Annotated in this window: 10 protein-coding genes; 1 reads left to right on the forward strand and 9 read right to left on the reverse strand. The window is 45.6% G+C overall.

Features of this window, described 5'->3' with window-relative positions:
- Window positions 1-2: 2 nt before the first annotated feature.
- The 9 genes from BMX50_RS13720 to BMX50_RS13760 are packed head-to-tail and all read right to left on the reverse strand — an operon-like array spanning window position 3 to window position 15,335.
- Window positions 3-2,564, reverse strand: a complete 2,562-nt coding sequence (locus BMX50_RS13720) for a family 20 glycosylhydrolase (RefSeq protein WP_091211071.1) — start codon at window positions 2,562-2,564, stop codon at window positions 3-5.
- Window positions 2,554-3,717 (reverse strand): sialidase family protein, encoded by a 1,164-nt coding sequence (locus BMX50_RS13725; protein ID WP_091211072.1) that lies wholly within the window; start codon window positions 3,715-3,717, stop codon window positions 2,554-2,556. The genes BMX50_RS13720 and BMX50_RS13725 overlap by 11 nt, the downstream gene beginning before the upstream one ends.
- A 1-nt stretch (window position 3,718) precedes the next feature.
- Window positions 3,719-4,897, reverse strand: coding sequence for an AGE family epimerase/isomerase (locus BMX50_RS13730; RefSeq protein ID WP_091211073.1), 1,179 nt, complete (start codon window positions 4,895-4,897; stop codon window positions 3,719-3,721).
- Window positions 4,898-4,908: 11 nt separating this feature from the next.
- Window positions 4,909-7,017: a GDSL-type esterase/lipase family protein gene (locus BMX50_RS13735; protein WP_091211074.1), complete on the reverse strand. Its 2,109-nt coding sequence runs from the start codon at window positions 7,015-7,017 to the stop codon at window positions 4,909-4,911.
- Window positions 7,018-7,043: 26 nt separating this feature from the next.
- On the reverse strand, window positions 7,044-8,285 hold the full coding sequence (locus BMX50_RS13740) for an MFS transporter (RefSeq protein ID WP_091211075.1): 1,242 nt from the start codon (window positions 8,283-8,285) through the stop codon (window positions 7,044-7,046).
- Window positions 8,282-9,472, reverse strand: coding sequence for a Kelch repeat-containing protein (locus tag BMX50_RS13745; RefSeq protein ID WP_143065175.1), 1,191 nt, complete (start codon window positions 9,470-9,472; stop codon window positions 8,282-8,284). Before BMX50_RS13745 ends, BMX50_RS13740 begins: the two co-directional genes overlap by 4 nt.
- 2 nt (window positions 9,473-9,474) lie before the next feature.
- Complete coding sequence (locus BMX50_RS13750) at window positions 9,475-10,413, reverse strand: dihydrodipicolinate synthase family protein (protein WP_091211077.1); 939 nt, start codon at window positions 10,411-10,413, stop codon at window positions 9,475-9,477.
- Between the two features lie 60 nt (window positions 10,414-10,473).
- Window positions 10,474-12,018, reverse strand: coding sequence for a SusD family outer membrane lipoprotein NanU (nanU, locus tag BMX50_RS13755; protein WP_091211078.1), 1,545 nt, complete (start codon window positions 12,016-12,018; stop codon window positions 10,474-10,476).
- A gap of 17 nt (window positions 12,019-12,035) precedes the next feature.
- A complete protein-coding gene (locus tag BMX50_RS13760; RefSeq protein ID WP_244280978.1) occupies window positions 12,036-15,335 on the reverse strand; it encodes a SusC/RagA family TonB-linked outer membrane protein in 3,300 nt (1,099 codons plus the stop codon).
- Between the two features lie 175 nt (window positions 15,336-15,510).
- Between BMX50_RS13760 and BMX50_RS13765 the strand changes: the two genes are divergently transcribed.
- Window positions 15,511-16,218 (forward strand): FadR/GntR family transcriptional regulator, encoded by a 708-nt coding sequence (locus BMX50_RS13765; protein WP_091211079.1) that lies wholly within the window; start codon window positions 15,511-15,513, stop codon window positions 16,216-16,218.
- Window positions 16,219-16,347: the final 129 nt, after the last annotated feature.

Genomic DNA, 16,347 nt, shown 5'->3' on the forward strand with positions numbered 1-16,347 from the left:
TGCTAAAACGGCAAAAACGTAAACATCCATTTTACAGGGTTGTTACTGTCTTTTCCGGTAAAGCCGGCTACCGGCAATTTAACCAGTATATTATTCCATCCCCGGTTTAAATAGATCCTTGCCGGTTGCCGGTACTCATAACCTTCATCAATCAATGGCGATTCCAGGTTTCCCTTGCTCCCGGCAAATTTAAACAATGGTGGTTTTATCATATTACCATTTACCCATAAGGCGCTTCCCTTGCTATCCCACGTACCTGGATCAGGAGTATCTGTAGCGTACGAACGTGACAAGTTGTTAAACCCTATCCAAAAGTTTTTATATCCTTCGGTATCACACCAGATTTTTGCAGAAGCGTACCATGTTGAATTTTCTTTTGGATGCACAATCAAACCGTTTACCAACGGATACCACCAGTGCCTCAATATCAATGTGCCGCCAGTTGCGACGAAGGAAGCACTATCCTTCAAAAAAGCATCTGTTTCTGGTTTAAACTTTGCCTCCCGGTCGCCGCCATTGTTGTATGGCCCATAAAACCTCCAAACTAAATTACACTGACGGTAATATGGAAAAGGCAATCCTTTAAAACTTTGTTCCTTTTGATCAAGAAGCCTGTTTTCAAACTCCTTAAAACTATTTAATGCAGATGTATCTGCCGATATGATATTGGCTGTCCAACCCGGCCGCCCTCCGCCCCGCCATGAACGTTCGGCAAAGGCAAGCATAGCCGGATAAACCGGGTTCATGGTTAACAGATCTTCCTCACGGTTTACAGCGCGGTCATTCCATAAACAAATTTCACCACCTGATACGTTGTTGTTTCCTGCTGATACATCGCCTATCATCCGGTAAAAAAGGGTTGTGACACTTTCCAGCGGATCCATGTGATTGAGGTACATATGCCTGGAATCAATATATTTAGTCTTTTTATCTACAGGCCCTTCCTTCATCCACAACTGCCTGATGGTGTTTTGAGGTACATTACCTCCCGGGCTCCACCCTATCGTTTTTACACCATATTGTTCAACCGTGCGGCAGATTTCCGGTAAAAAACCGGCATTGCTGATCTTTACCTCATCGCCGCCGATATGCAGGTAAGCCGGCTTATAGGTTTCGCATACCTCGCGGATAATATTTTTCAATATCCGCATACCCGTATCGCTTTGCATATCACAGTGAAAAGCCCTTTTAAATGCGGCGCTATGGCCGGGCATGTCTATTTCCGGTATAAACTCAATATGGCGTTCCCGGCAAAACCGCTGTAATTCCTTCACTTCATCAACACTATAAAATCGCCCCTTATCACGCGTCATGTTTTTGGGCAGGGTAAGCTCAGGATATTGTTTTATGGCTAAGCGCCAGGCGATATCTTCCGTTACATGAAAGTGAAACGTATTCAGCTTGTACAAAGCCATCATGTTTATCTGTTGCTTTAGCTGTTCTACCGATTGATAATTACGGCCAACGTCAACCATATACCCGCGCCACGCAAAAGCGGGCCAGTCGGTTATATCGCAGGCGTCCAGTATCACATTATCTCGTAGTAATTGTATCAGCGTTTGAATGCCATTGAAAATACCATGAGCTGTATTGGCAATTATTTTCACACAGTTTTCTGAAACCTGTAAATGATAAGCCTCATCTGCCAGCCGGGGTACTTTAAGTTTGGTGAGCTTTAATTCGATATAAAGTTTATTGCCAATTGAATCATGCCCAATGGCCGATGCACCGTTTAGTTTCAGTAATTGTTGGATAATGTTGGCTTCATTTGCCAACTCTTTGTCGGCTATAACCGAATTACATTTATAAAACGGGAAAAAACCAGGCAGCCATTTTAATGATTGTGGCAATGGGAGTAAAGATGGCTTCGATCCGAGGTCGAAAACATAGGGATAAAGCAGGTGCTTCCAGACCAGGTATCCTTCGCCTTTTAGATGTAACCCGTCGTTAGTCAACTCAGGTCTGAGCAGCCCATCCTTACCGCGAAACGCATCATGGATGTTGATATAAGTATAATGATTTTTATCCGCAGCCGATTCAAGCCGTTGGTTTACCTCGATGATTCGAGCCGATTTATTAGTATGTATTCCAAACTTATTATAGATTTTATTGACCGGTAAAATGCTTTGTACATACACTTGTGTGGCCGGAGTTTGTTCATGAAGATAGTTGCTTATCAGTCCAATATTTTTCACCACGCTATCCGGCGAAGTATTTCGGGAAAGATCATTTACGCCGATAAGCAGAAAAACTTTTGCAGGCCTGCGACCGGCAATTTCAGGTAACCTGGCGATCACTCCCGCGCTGATATCCCCGCTGATGCCGCGATTTTTAATGCGGCTATCGCCAAATAATTCGCTCCACTCTGCTCCATCGGTAATACTGTTCCCCAAAAAAATGATATCATCTGTAGTTTTGGGCAGCGTTTTAAAATGGCTCACCCGCTGCTGATAATAGGTAGAAAACAGAGAATCAGGATACACAGGTAATTGTACCTGCGCAACCGTCATCAACCTAAAAACAAGCAGACAGCAAAAAGTAAAAAAGCCCCGCTTACCAGCCATAACAGGTAAAAACTATCTGTTTATAATCATCTTTTTCATACAGGATGCCAACATGCTTTTGATCAACCGCTACCAGATCTGAATAGGCGCTGTAATCTCCCTTATAACCTTCGGGCGATTTGGCTATAACATAGTTCTGTTTCCAGCTTTTGCCTTCATCAAAACTAATGCGAAGCGTAAGGTTATCCCGGTGCAGGGTATCGGCATCATTACAAACAGCCAGGATTGCCTTGCCTTTTCTTTTGCCTAAATTGAAGATGCTGCCCTGACAAACAGGATCGGGTAGGTGAGCGTCAAAATAAGTGGTATCCCAGGTTTGCCCACCATTGCTGCTTATGGTAACGATACGTTGTTTTATATTACCCAATTGATTGCGGATATTCATCATCAGTTTATTGCCACTGAGTTCAACCGCCATATTTTCATTGGCACCGGGGAAACTCACTTCATCGCTCAGCTTGAATGTTTTGCCATGATCGTCTGTATAATAACCAAAGGCCCGGCCATCCGCGTAATACTTTTGCGGTTCGCCTGCAGAGTGGTTAGCTGCTATGTAGATCCTGCCTTTATATTTCCCGGCGGCCAGTTGTATGGCGTGACCGGGAGTATTTGCATAGCTGCGCCAGTCTTCATTAAAGTTATAAGCACCGTTAACCTGTGGCTGCTTAGGTTTGTGAACCTGCAAAGTAATATTCACCGGGGCCGACCAGCTTAAACCATTGTCGGTTGATGTTTTATACCATACCTCGCGCAGGCCTTTTCCCTTCCGCACCATATTTTCGGGCGCATTGCCTGTATTGTAGAACAGGAACAACCGCCCTTTAGGATAAGCCGGATCGGTACGGTCAATCACCGGAGCAGCATTGCCCGTTTGCAGCGTATCGTTAGAAGCCACAACCTGTAAAGCTCCCCAGGTTTTACCACCATCGGCGCTCCGTTTCGATACAATCTGGATATTGCCAAAATCTCCGCTGCCGTTTACCCTTCCTTCTGCAAAGGCAAGCAATTCCCCATTTGGGGCTTTAACAATAGCCGGGATCCTGAAAGAGCGGTACCCATCAGCTCCCGATTTAAAAACTGTCACCTCCTGTTGCTGTGCGTGCAAAGACGTAACCAGCAGGTTCAATAAAAGATATATGATTGATTTTTTCATCTTATTTCAGTTGTTTTAATAATTGCATACAATACCATTCCTGGCGGGGTAAATGGAAAGGCCCTTTAAACAAATTGCCTTTAGCCGTTTGGGCCCGGCTCCCATCTTTGTGCAGGTAGCCGAACCACTCGCCGTTTACCGGGTCGTGAAATTTGTCATAAGCATAATCATGCACCATTTTGTGCCAGCGGGCATATTTTTCGTTACCGGTGAGCGTATAGGCCAGCAGCGTAGCTATAATAACCTCGTTGTGCGGCCACCAGAATTTCATATCCTGCCAGTATTCCTGCACCGGTTTATCATAAACATCGCGGTAGTATAAAATACCGCCATGTTCTTTGTCCCATCCGCGTTCCCACATGTAATCCAGCATGGTGCAGCCAAGTTCAATCAGGTGCGCATCGTTATTACGGTATTTGGCTTCATGCAAAATAAACCAGGCACCTTCCATCGCGTGACCGGGGTTTAGCGTGCGGCCGTCAATATGGTCAATAATACTTCCGTCAGGTGCAACTTGTTCCATTACACATTTGATATCGTGCTTTACAAAATCGGTTTCAATTTCTTTGATCCATTTTTCGATGTACACGTCGCAGCGTTCATCGCCTATGGTTTCGCGCAATTGCTGGGCCGTATTGATCATGATCATGGGCACACCAATGCCTTTTGAGGGGCGGATGGATGTAAATTTAGGAGGAAACAAACCGGGTACAGTGGCATACTCAATACATTTACCAAATAAGTCCCTCGCCTTTTGAGCGATGACCTCATCGCCCGATGCTTTGGCATAAGCCGCCATGGCGATAACCGCGAATGTTTCAGAAAAAAAGTACCGCCGTTTGCGGATCGGGCTGCCATCGCGGGTTACGTGGAAAAACATTTGCCCGTCGGTATCAAAACAATGGTCAAGCAAAAAGTTAATACCTGAACGCGAGCCGTCCAGCCATTGCTGTTTAGGTTCAACGGTGTTATATAAAATTGCCAGCAGCCAGGCTGCCCTACCCTGGATCCAAACGGCTTTGTCATCATCTATCAGGCTGCCGTCCTGGTCGCGCATGAGCAGGTAGCCGCCATATTGCTCATCAACAGAGCGGGGAAACCAAAAAGGTATGGTATCCTGCAGCAATTGATGCTCGTAAAATGTTTTTAAGGTATGTAAGTCGGTATCAGAATAACTCATTGTTGTAGATTTTAATAAAACACGTTTTCCTTCTCATGCAGCAGCATGGTAAAAGTTGGAGCGGGCAGCCCCGCTTCGTTAATTAAATTAGCCCTGGTAAATGGCTGCATGGCGTAGTTAATCCCCCTGATATTTTCACTGGCAGGAATTAAGAGGCATACTTTGTTTCCTTTGATGGTACCAGTTGTGAAAATACTTTGCCCTTTAGTATTGATCAGCTCAAAACCATTCAAAGCTTTATTACCTGCTGTTTTTAGTTGTGTAGCAAAGTCAAAGGATATCACAATCTGATTGGCTTGTTTGGTAGCCGTTAATGGTTCGGGACTGTTGGCTTTAACAGGCTGGTGATAGGTATAACGCGCTGCCAGCAAGGCCAGCCGTTCTCCTATTTCCTTTTTGCGGGTTGGGTGCACGTTCAATGAATCGCCGAGGTCGAAACTTACGGCCATTTGCGTATTGGGAATGCTTTTTTGCAGTTTGCGCTGGGCATCCCTGAAAACCGGCCACGAAGGCCGGTTGATGGTAGAGAGCTGTACTGTATAGAAAGGCAGATCAGCTCCCCATTTTTGCCGCCAGCTGCTTACCAATGTTGTAAACAAACGACTGTACAATTCAACGTTATGGGTATTGCTTTCGCCCTGATACCATACCACACCCCTTACCGGGAATCGGGTAAGCGGATCAATGGCTGCTTCATAATTGTAACATGGCTCATAGCTGTGGCGCTGCTTTGGGTTGACGGCATTTTTGAGGTTGATGGCCGCCCGATCCCGGCAAAAAGCCATTTCATAATCGGAGGTGCGCCAGTTATTCAGCATATCAACCAGTTGATCGTCATGCTCCATCGTATACCGGTCTATCCATGACTCGGTTGGTGAACCTCCAACCGCCACTTCAATAAGGCCGATAGGAACACCGGCTTCTCTCGATATCTTTTGACCAAAATAGTACGCCACTGCCGAAAAGCCTGCTACGGAGCTGCTGTCACATGCTTTCCATGAACCTGAGAAAAAATCCAGTTTATTCGCTTTAGATAAGCTTACGGAATCCCAAACCACCGGGTCAGTTTCGGCCAGCGGACTAAGTTTATATAGATGCAGTTTTGTATTCGCAGATGCAGTCCGCATAGCAGTATTTGCCTCTGCCGATCGGTTTAGCGGGAAATACATGTTAGATTGCCCTGCACAAAGCCAAACATCTCCCATTAAAATATTGCTGAGGGTAATACTGGTATCCTTAGCGCTCACCTTCATTTGAAAAGGCCCGCCTGCTTTTGATGCAGGCAGCATTACTTTCCATTCGCCATTTTCATTGGTCTTTGCTTTAGTGACGGCACCTTTGAACTTAACGGTGACTTCATCACCGGCATTAGCCGTGCCATATACCGGGATGGGGCGGTCGCGCTGTAATACCATTTGATCGGTAAATACGGCGGGTAACTTCAGGCCACCATAATTTCCGGTAAGCCTGCGGTAAACAGTCCCCGCCAATATCGAAGCACCTTCTTTATCCGGGTGCAAATTATCGGCAAAAAGATCCGGCCGGTTATAAAGCGGTTTGTTAAAATCGATTAGATCAGCATGATTAGCTTTCGCGATCAAGGGGATCAGGTTTTGAGTTTGCCAGTACCAATCCCTGGTACCTGATTTGAATCTCGGATGCCCGCTGAAGATGGGGGTTAACCGGCAGATCAAGATGTGTACATGCGGATTGGCCTTCCTGATGGTATCAATCAACCAGGCATAGTCTGCTTCAAAATTTTGCCTGTAATCGGGCCAATCTCTCGAGTCGGTATCGTTCAACCCGAGATGAATAATAGCTACATCCGGCTTAGCATCTATCAATTCTTTAAACTCCGGCGTTTTATAATATGGATTATGCCCGCTTTTCAGCAAAGTAGCGCCGCTATGCCCAAAGTTTAAAACCTGGTATTGATTCCCCAGCAGTTTCTGCAGTTGGGCAGGGTAGCTCTCCTGTGCGGGATTAGCCAGGCCATAACCGTAGGTAACCGAATTACCAATGCAAGCTATTTTAATACCCCCCGTTTGGGCATATAACTGTTTTACCCCAATCAATAAAGCAAACAGCAGTAATAGATAATACTTGTTCTTAAATTTCATCTGCTAAATTTTAGGAATGGAATAAATCAGGCATCGGCATACTCGTCACGTGCCGGTCGCAGGAAATATAGCTGCACTGCAAGGGCAACCAGCACTACAGCCGCCAGCATGGCAAAGTCGGCCCCGAGGCTCCCGGCATCCGATGATTTGCCCAAACTATCCGTTATGAACGCGCCAAAAAACACGCCTGTCATATTCATAATGCCATAGGCCGTTGCCCGGTACTTCGCCGAAACAAACTGGCACAGGATAGGCATATTATTGGCATCAAACATGCCATAGCCTAACCCGAAGCAGATCCCGGCCCCCAAAACGTATATCAGTGAATGGCCATACCCCATGAGCAAGAGCGCAGGAATGGTAAGAGCCAGGCCAATAGCACTGGTAAATACCCTCCCCTTTTTATTTCCCTGCACCCACTTGTCGGATAAAAGCCCGCCCATGATCACCCCTATAAATGAGGAAACAGCTATGGTGATGGTAGAGAGCGGCCCGGCAGTCGCCATATCAATATGGAGGTTTTGAGCGAACAGCGTAGGCAGCCAGTTTTTGGTAGCCCAACCCGGCAGACTGGAAACAGCAAAATAAAACAGGATAGCCCAGAAAGCCTTGTTGCTTATTAAAGCGGCCAATCCTTTAAACAAATTATTGCCCTGTTTTGAGGATTGCCCCTCAGCTATGATTATATCGCCGGTTTTATCTTTCTCTTTCAAAAAAAGTATCAGTATCACCGAGTACACCATGCCAACAACTCCAAACGACTGAAAGGTAGCCTGCCACGAAAAAGCGGCCGCGGCTGTAGCACCAAAACCGCCCAACGCCTGCCCCACATATAAACCCGTCATGTGTACACCCACGGCAAGCGACCTCGATTTGGCCGTATGAAAATCAGCTATCAGCGATAGCCCGGCTGGAATATACAAAGCCTCACTAATGCCCATAATAGCACGCAGAATATAAAGCTGATTAAACGTCGTGGCATACCCCATGGCAAACGTAACGCCCGACCAAACAAACAAGCTCCAAACAATTAACCATTTGCGGTTCAACCTATCGGCGATAAGTCCTGAAACGGGGCTCATCAAGCCGTAGATCCAAAGGAATACCGCCATCAGGTAGCCAAAGTTGGTTGCTGATTTAAGTTCTGCTATATCTATTTCCATGGCCGGTTTCATAACCGAGAGCATTTGCCTGTCCATGTAATTGAGCAAAGCCACTACCCATAACAGGGCAACCACAAGCCAGGGATAATTTTTTCCTTCTTTCATCTGCTATTCAATTTTCCCATACTTATTGCCGATGTCCGGGTGCCGGGTTTAATTTCCCCTCCCGGAATAAAGATCTCATCATTCCACAATACTGCCGTGGTAGTTACCTGTCCGTAAAATGGTAAATGGCCAATCTTTTCCCAAAGGTTGCTAAGGGTATTAAATCGGTAAACGTCCCGGCTAAAACCAGGATGATTATTTAGCAGCGTTAGCTTTTGTTGCTGCAGACTCTGCTTTTCTTCCTCCGTTTTAGCCCTCGCTATAAGCGCATTGTAAGTTTCTATCTTATGAAAGATGGTTCCTTTATCGCCACCAATTAACACAATATGACGCGTACCGGCAGCTACCGCGGTTGCTGCCGAGATATTGATCGGGCGTTTTCCCTCAATAATATTACTCAGCCCTGTCCATTGGTTATCTGTAGGGTCGTAACAAAAAGTGTAACCATGCAAATCGCTTATACCTGATGCAGTACTGCTCCGGCCGCCTATGACATAAATGCAGGGGTGTTTCCCGTTTGATTGCGTAACGGCAACCGAATGTGACATAGCCACCGGCAAATCTGTTATAGACTTCCATCGCGGTTTTTGATCGGCCAGGTTAAGCGTAAAACATTTAGCGGATGGCTTCCCTTCACTTTCGCCTCCAATTAAATAGATCATCTTTCCAACACTGGTCATGCAGGCGTTGGCCAAAGGCAAAGGCAAGGACGGAAAATCGGCAATAACCACATCCTTTTTCTCAGCATCCCAGTTCATTAAAAAAACAGCGGTGCTGCCAGAGCTTGTTTCGGTTTCACCTCCGGCACAAACAACACCTTCAGGAATAGTTGTACTTGCTCCGTAAGCTATTTTGCGCGGCAGATGATTTGTTTTAGCCCTGAGCCAATTGAATTTGCCATTCGCACCCTTTTCCAAAACATACACATCATCATAGTGCAGCTTTTTGCCTCCCTGCCAGGGCATAGCGCCATCTGCAAAGTTGGATCCTCCGGCTATGATCAAAACACCGTTACTGGTGCCTGTAAAAACACCCGCCAGGCCTAATTGCTTATCTGTTCCGGGGGCCGGAGGGATCTGCGTGGGTACAGACCAGCTTATTTTTTCTAAATCCTTATCCTGGGCCATGGTATGGCCCGCCAATGCGATGCTGCCTGTCATTAAAAGTAAGTAGATTATAAATTTCATTATTACAGGTTAGCAGCGGGCGCAACTGATTTGAAATGATCGAAGCCCAGTTCAGAAACATCTAATTTAAAGTTTTCAAACTGTTCTGCTGTCATATTAGCAACCGGGAGCCTAAATTCTCCGCAATCCACACCAACTAACTTCATATAAGCCTTGCCTGTGGCAATTCCACCGTATTTGCCCAGCAGGCGAATCATATCAATTGATTTTTGCTGAAGTTGTTGAGCCCTGCTCAAATCATTACTGTTAAAAGCCTCAATAAGTTCATGATATAATGGCGCTGCGTAATTAAAGGTGCTGCCTACCGCGCCTTTACTCCCCACAGCAAGTGCCGAAAGCATATTTTCATCCCTACCCCAAAGCATATCATATTTCCCGTTTTGAAAGTTGATACAGCTTTGAAAATCCATAAAATCCTCATGGGTATATTTAATGCCGGCAAAGTTATCCAGCTTACCATCCAGGGCTTTCAGCAAATCAAGCATAGCAAAATTGCCTCCGGTTAAAACCGGGATATGATAATAGTAAAAAGGCATGTTAGGTACTGCGGATGCTACTGCCATACAGCTTTCGGCCAGTTTATTTACATTGGCCGGTTTAAAGTAAAAAGCAGATGTCAATGAAATTGCATACAAACCTATTTCCTGTGCATGTTTAGCCAGATCTATACAATCGGCCAGGCAGGTTCCGCCTAAAAGTGGCATCACCTTAAAATCAGGATCATGGTTGGATGCTTTGGCCCAGGCTTCGGCTACCAACTTTTTTTCGTTTAGTGTTAAGGATACCCCTTCGCCTGTTGAGCCGTTGATAAATGCGCCGGTGATGCCGTTATGCTTCAGAAAAGCATAGTAGGCCGGTACAATGCTCAGATCCAGTTCGCCCTTTGCATTTAAAGGAGAAAAAGGTGCGCTGATCAATCCCTGTAGATGTTCGATTTTCATGTAATTATATATAAATGAGCAATAACCGGGAGATCATGCTCCCGGTTAAATAAAAACTTGTTAAAAAGATGCGTAACCCGCGGTTTGTACCAGTAACCTGTTGTTGGTTAACGTGGTACGGTCAACCGGCCAAAACAGCGCGTATGCCTGCGATGATGGTAACGTGGTGTGTTCATACACAAAGCTGTCGCCAGCCCTGCGCAGGTCATACCATCGTTTGCCTTCAAATACGAACTCAAAGAAACGCTCCTGCAAAATGGCTTCTGTTGGATTGGCGTCTATTGCTTGGTTAGGGAATCCCTGTGTGGATGCATCATAGTTTGAACCGTAAGCCCGTACCCTTACCTGGTTAATCTCCGTTGCCGGCGATTCGCCTAACACTACTTTAGCTTCAGCCAGCATGAGCAGCAAGTCTGCATACCGATAGATGGGGAAATCATTGGTGATCAACCTTGCTCCTGCGTTTTGCTCACCCTGGTATTTATCAGTAAAACATCCGGCAATTTTAAATGTACCATCGGCTAATTTTTGATAAGCGGGTTGTATGCTGGCCAGCTTGCGGCTGTCCTTATCGTTAAAAGCCCTGAAAGCAGCTATTCTTACAGGTGCCCTGAGCAGACCTCCCCAATTATCAATTGTAGGCGAAAACTGGCGGTTAGCTAATGAATCGTAAAAGTTGGCGATCAGACCGCTTTGTGGTACAAAACTGCTTTGTACAAATGACATGGTAGCTTCATTAAACTGGTAATGGCTTACGAATATCATCTCATTATTGCCTTTGGTTGTTGTAGCAAATACGTCGCTGTATTTAGGCAACAACTGCAGGGCAGGAACATTGGTTTGGATATCGGTCAACGCTGCTTTTGCGGTAGCTGCATCTGCAGCGGCATTACCGCGGTGGGCCGTCCATAAATAAACATCGGCTTTAAGCATCAGCGTGGCCGATTTTGACCAGTACGATTTCAGGTTCCTGAAGGAATAATCTGTCCCGAAACTTGCAGTCGACTTATCAATATCCGCTTTAATGAGCGCCAATACATCTGCCGCAGGCGAAGCTGCCTTAGCCAGGTTGGAAATATCAAGCGTAGAACCAGATGTAGGTTCGGTTTGAATGATCACATTGCCCCAGCTGCGGTACAATTGGTAATAGTAAAAAGCACGCATCCCGTACGCAATGCCCAAATAGTAATTCTTATTTGCTGCGGTTACGATATCGGTACTGTTCAGCTTGCTGATCAGCAAATTGAGCTGGTTGATATTGTTGTAAAACCCACCGAAACTGCTTACACCAGGATTATCCAGATTAAGATTTTGTGTCCACAAGCGTTCAAGTCCCTGGGTGGCTTCGCCTGTAAAGGTGCCATTGGTGCCTGGGTCTGTAGCGAAGATATCCGCGCGCATTTCGCCAAGCGTTTGAAAGGCTGCATTGTTAGACCTGAACTGCGTATGTACGCCAGCTACAAATGAATCGAACTGGTCGGCTGTTTTCCAGAAATTACCGTCGGTAACGCTGCTCACAGGTGCCAGGTCCAGTTGCTTCCGGCACGAGCTTGACAATGCCAGGATGAATAATCCTGCAAAGATGACTGAAGTATATTTTTTCATTTCGAAATATTTAAAGGTTAGAATGATGCCTGAACACCTACTACAAATGATTTAGGGGTTGGATACGTGCCCTGGTAAATACCTGTCAGCGATCCGTTGGACACCGGAGCTTCAGGTGTCGGCCCGCTGAACTTTTTGATATAGAACAGGTTACTGCCACTGGCAAACAATCGCATTTTGGAGAATATCTTTGTTTTATCCAGCAGGGGCTTAGCAAAATCATATGACAACGTTATTTCACGGCAGGCCAAATAATTCCCGCTCTCGTAAAAATTGGAGTTGTTACCATTCAGCACCGCACTGGCGTTATTGCCCCGCGTGTAGTTTTGTTTAGAACCAACCACCTGATCGGCATAGTAAACCTTTGGTATATTGGTATTGGTGTTGGTTGGCGACCAGGCCTGTTTTTGCAGGTCGATATAGTTAAAAGTACCTTGATAGTTACCCAAAGTACGCGCAACAAGGTCGTTATAAATGGTGTTACCTAAGGTATATTCAAACCGCGAGTAAAACGAGAATGCTTTGTATGATAGGTTGAAGTTGAAACCTCCTGTCCATTTAGGGTAGATGTTACCAAGATAAACCTGGTCGCGCGAATCAATCGTATCGTTTTTGTCTACGTCCTGCCAGTTCACATCGCCCGGGGTAATGTGCCCACCTTTGCCTGCTGCCTGGTTAGGGCCGGTAATGCCTGCAACATTATCTACACGGTTGCCCGCGTTAGCCGCAACATCAGCAGCGTCTTTAAATATAGATACCTGTTTGTAACCATAGATCTGACCCAATGGCTGCCCTTCCTGGATACCGCCTACCCAAATAACTTTGCCCGATTTTGGATCATAAACCTGCAAACCTCCCTGCCTGTTATTTACGTTGCCGTTATATGGCAGCTTTAACACTTTGTTTTTCACAAATGAAGCGGTCGCACCTATATCAACCCTCAAACCATTTGGGTTGTTAACTATGTTGGCCTTTACGGTAAACTCGTAGCCTTTATTTTGAAGTGTACCCAGGTTAGTTTGGATACTTGAAAAACCGGTATAGCTCGGCAATGGCAAACTTGTTAACAGGTCGCTGGTGATGCGGTTATAATAATCAAATAGGAAACTCACCCTGTCTTTAAAGAAACCGATATCTGCACCAACATCTGTAGTTCGGCTTTTTTCCCACCTTAAATTAGCATTGGTTAAACCTGTATTCAGGAAACTGCCCTGCCCGTTGTATAATGTTTGGGCGGCATAAACACCCTGCACATCATAGTTGCCTAAGCCAGCGATATTACCGTTTGAGCCATAACTTGCGCGTGGTTTAAAAGTTGAGAATACTTTATTAAGTCCCCATTTTTCAAAAAATGCTTCGCGGCCAACATTCCAGCCTGCAGATACGCCTGGGAAATAACCGATCCGGTTGCCTGGCGCCAACTGCGAAACACCGTCTTCCCTCAATACAAAGGTGAGCAGGTATTTGCTGTCATACGCGTAGTTGATACGGGTAAAGGTTGAAATTATCCGGTTTTCGGCCTGGTTACTGTAATTTCCGCCAACGGCAAATAAAGTAGAAGCATTTGCTGTGGAGATATTATCGGTAGGCGCATTGGTACCATCTACCTGGATCCCGAGCGCTTTCTGATCGTAATACTCGGCACCTATCATCGCGCTCAGGTCATGCTTGCCGAATGATTTGGTATAGTTCAGGATAGCATTATAGGTTTGCTGAAAGTTACGGGAATAACCTGCAATAGATTCCCTGCTGGTGCTGCTGTATGATGGCGGGTTGGCAAACAAAGTAGCATAAGTTTGCGTAGCCTGCTGAAACGACTGGTTAATTTGCTGGTTCAGGTAGCCACTGCCCGATACCTTGAAAAACAAGCCCGGCATAATATCCCACTTAACAGCAGCATTAGCTACAATCCTGTCAACCTCGTTGCTACGTTTAAGTTTACCCAGCCAGTATAGCGGGTTACCGTCGCTGATACTATTGCCCGGGTTAGGCTGTGTTTTAGCCGCATCCAGCCATGGGTTGAAAGTTGGCCATAAAGCTAAGGTGCGGTACAGCGAGTTCACATCACCGGCAGGAGCACCCAATTGAGATGAGGTTGAAAGGGTTACACCGGTTGATACCTCCACATTGGGTTTTACTTTGTATGAGCCATTGAAATCGCCGGAATAGCGGTTATAGTTAGAGCCTACTATAACTCCGTCCTCATTATAATAATCCAAACTGGCAAAGTATTTACCTTTATCGTTACCTCCTATTGCACTCAGGTAATGATCCTGTGTACGGGTATTTCTGAATAAAACGTTTTCAACTTCTTTGCTATGATCTTTATAGATGATCTTACTGCCGGGATTGGCAGGATCGTCGATGTCCTGCCAGCCCTGGGATAGCAGGTTTTGGTTTGCAGCTGTTTCGGCACGGATATCGAAGGATGCGAGGTTTGCGGCATCGGTCAATAAACCATATCCGCGGGTAGCGTTGATCTGCGCAAGCGTGCGGCCCGAGTTGATGTTACCTAAGCGGTTATAGTATATATAGTCGCCGGCATTCATATAGTTATAACCCTGGCGCTGGCGGTTAAAGCCCTCGGTGAATTTGTAAGTGACCTGCGCAGTGCCGTTTTTACCTTGTTTTGTGGTAATTAATATTACCCCGTTATTGGCACGCGCACCATAAATAGCTGTCGAAGCTGCATCTTTCAACAGGTCAATTGAGGCGATATCATCTGCCGGAATATCATTATAAGCCCGGATAACCCCATCAACCACCACTAACGGGGCACCCGGACTATTAATAGATGCGCCACCCCTCAGCACAATCAGCGGAGTTGCACCGGGAGCGCCACTACTATTAACTACCTGTAAACCTGAAACGGTTCCCTGCAGCGCACTGCCGATATTTGCCCTTGGCGCAGTCGCCAATATTTTATTATCTAAAGTGGCAATGGCGCTGGTAACGCTTTTGCGCGATTGCGTACCGTAACCTACTACTACCACCTCGTTAAGGGCTTTGTTATCGGGCTTAAGCGCTACGTTGATTGTTGTTTGCTGCCCTACTGTAATTTCCTGTGTTCCGTATCCCATAAAACGGAAAACCAATACATCGTTTGGCGATGCCTGGATAGCGTAGGTACCATCGGCCTGTGTTGGGCCGCCTTGGGTTGTTCCTTTAATGGTTACACTCACGCCCGGCAGCGAGCTATGATCGTCATCGGCGGTTACCTTTCCGCTGATCTTTTTTGTTTGCGCCTGAACAACCATAAAAAGCAATAAGCTCATCATGGTCAGCAGACCTTTTTTTAGGGTAAAACTTTGGTTCATATTTTATCGATTATTTTGCATTATGTATGACATAATGCAATTATGAAGTTTTATTTTTAATTTTGCAAATCAATCCGGCAAAATATTTTCAGGCTGATTTACTGGGTGTTTCAAATACACTAAATGAATTGGGGTATTTTTTACGGCTGATTTGTATGTTTGCAATGAAAGAAAAATGAAAAGCAACGGCCTTATTCAAAGCATAAAAAACATTGATACCAGTTCGCTGGTAGACCGGGTGGAAAAGAACCTGGTTGAACTGTTTGTTGAAAAAAAGTTTAAGGTTGGCGACCCCATTCCCAAGGAACTGGAATTGGCCGACGCACTTGGCGTAAGCAGAACCGTGATCAGGGAGGCCCTGCTGAGGTTAAGGCTGATGGGCTTGATAGATTCAAAGAAAAAACGCGGCGCTGTCCTCACCAGCCCCGACCTGGTTTCTATTCTTGAAAAAAGCATGAACCCGGAGATCCTCGATAAGGCTACGCTGAAAGAAATTTTTGAAATGCGGCTGGCACTGGAAATAGGAATGGCCGATTTTATTATTGAACGGGTGAAACCCGAGGATATCGCCGAGCTCCGGGCTATTGTTTCGGTAGAACCCTCAGCTTCTCAGGCGGCTATTTTTGATGTAGAACAGGAGATCCGCTTTCACGGGAAGCTTTATGATATCACCGGTAATGAAACACTCCGCAAGTTTCAAAAGATGTTATTACCTGTGTTTGATTATGTACATCAAAGCGGTTTATTGAAAAAGCCTGTAAAGCTTAAAAAGTTCGTTTCGCACGCTGGACTTATTGATCTGATTGAAAAGGGATCGGCAGAAATGCTCCGTAATGGCATGCGCAACCACCTGGAAAACCATTTTGCAAGGCTGTTTGATTAAGTTAATAACAGATAGATTGGTCAGAGCTTTAAACTCCCCTCTTGAGAGTAATAGCCCATCATTAGACAAAGGTCAAACTTCGTTGAATCAATAATGCGAAGTTTGATTTATTTGTCCTGTTATTGTATT

The organism is Mucilaginibacter gossypiicola, assembly GCF_900110105.1.
In the GTDB taxonomy this organism is placed as follows: Bacteria; Bacteroidota; Bacteroidia; order Sphingobacteriales; family Sphingobacteriaceae; genus Mucilaginibacter; species Mucilaginibacter gossypiicola.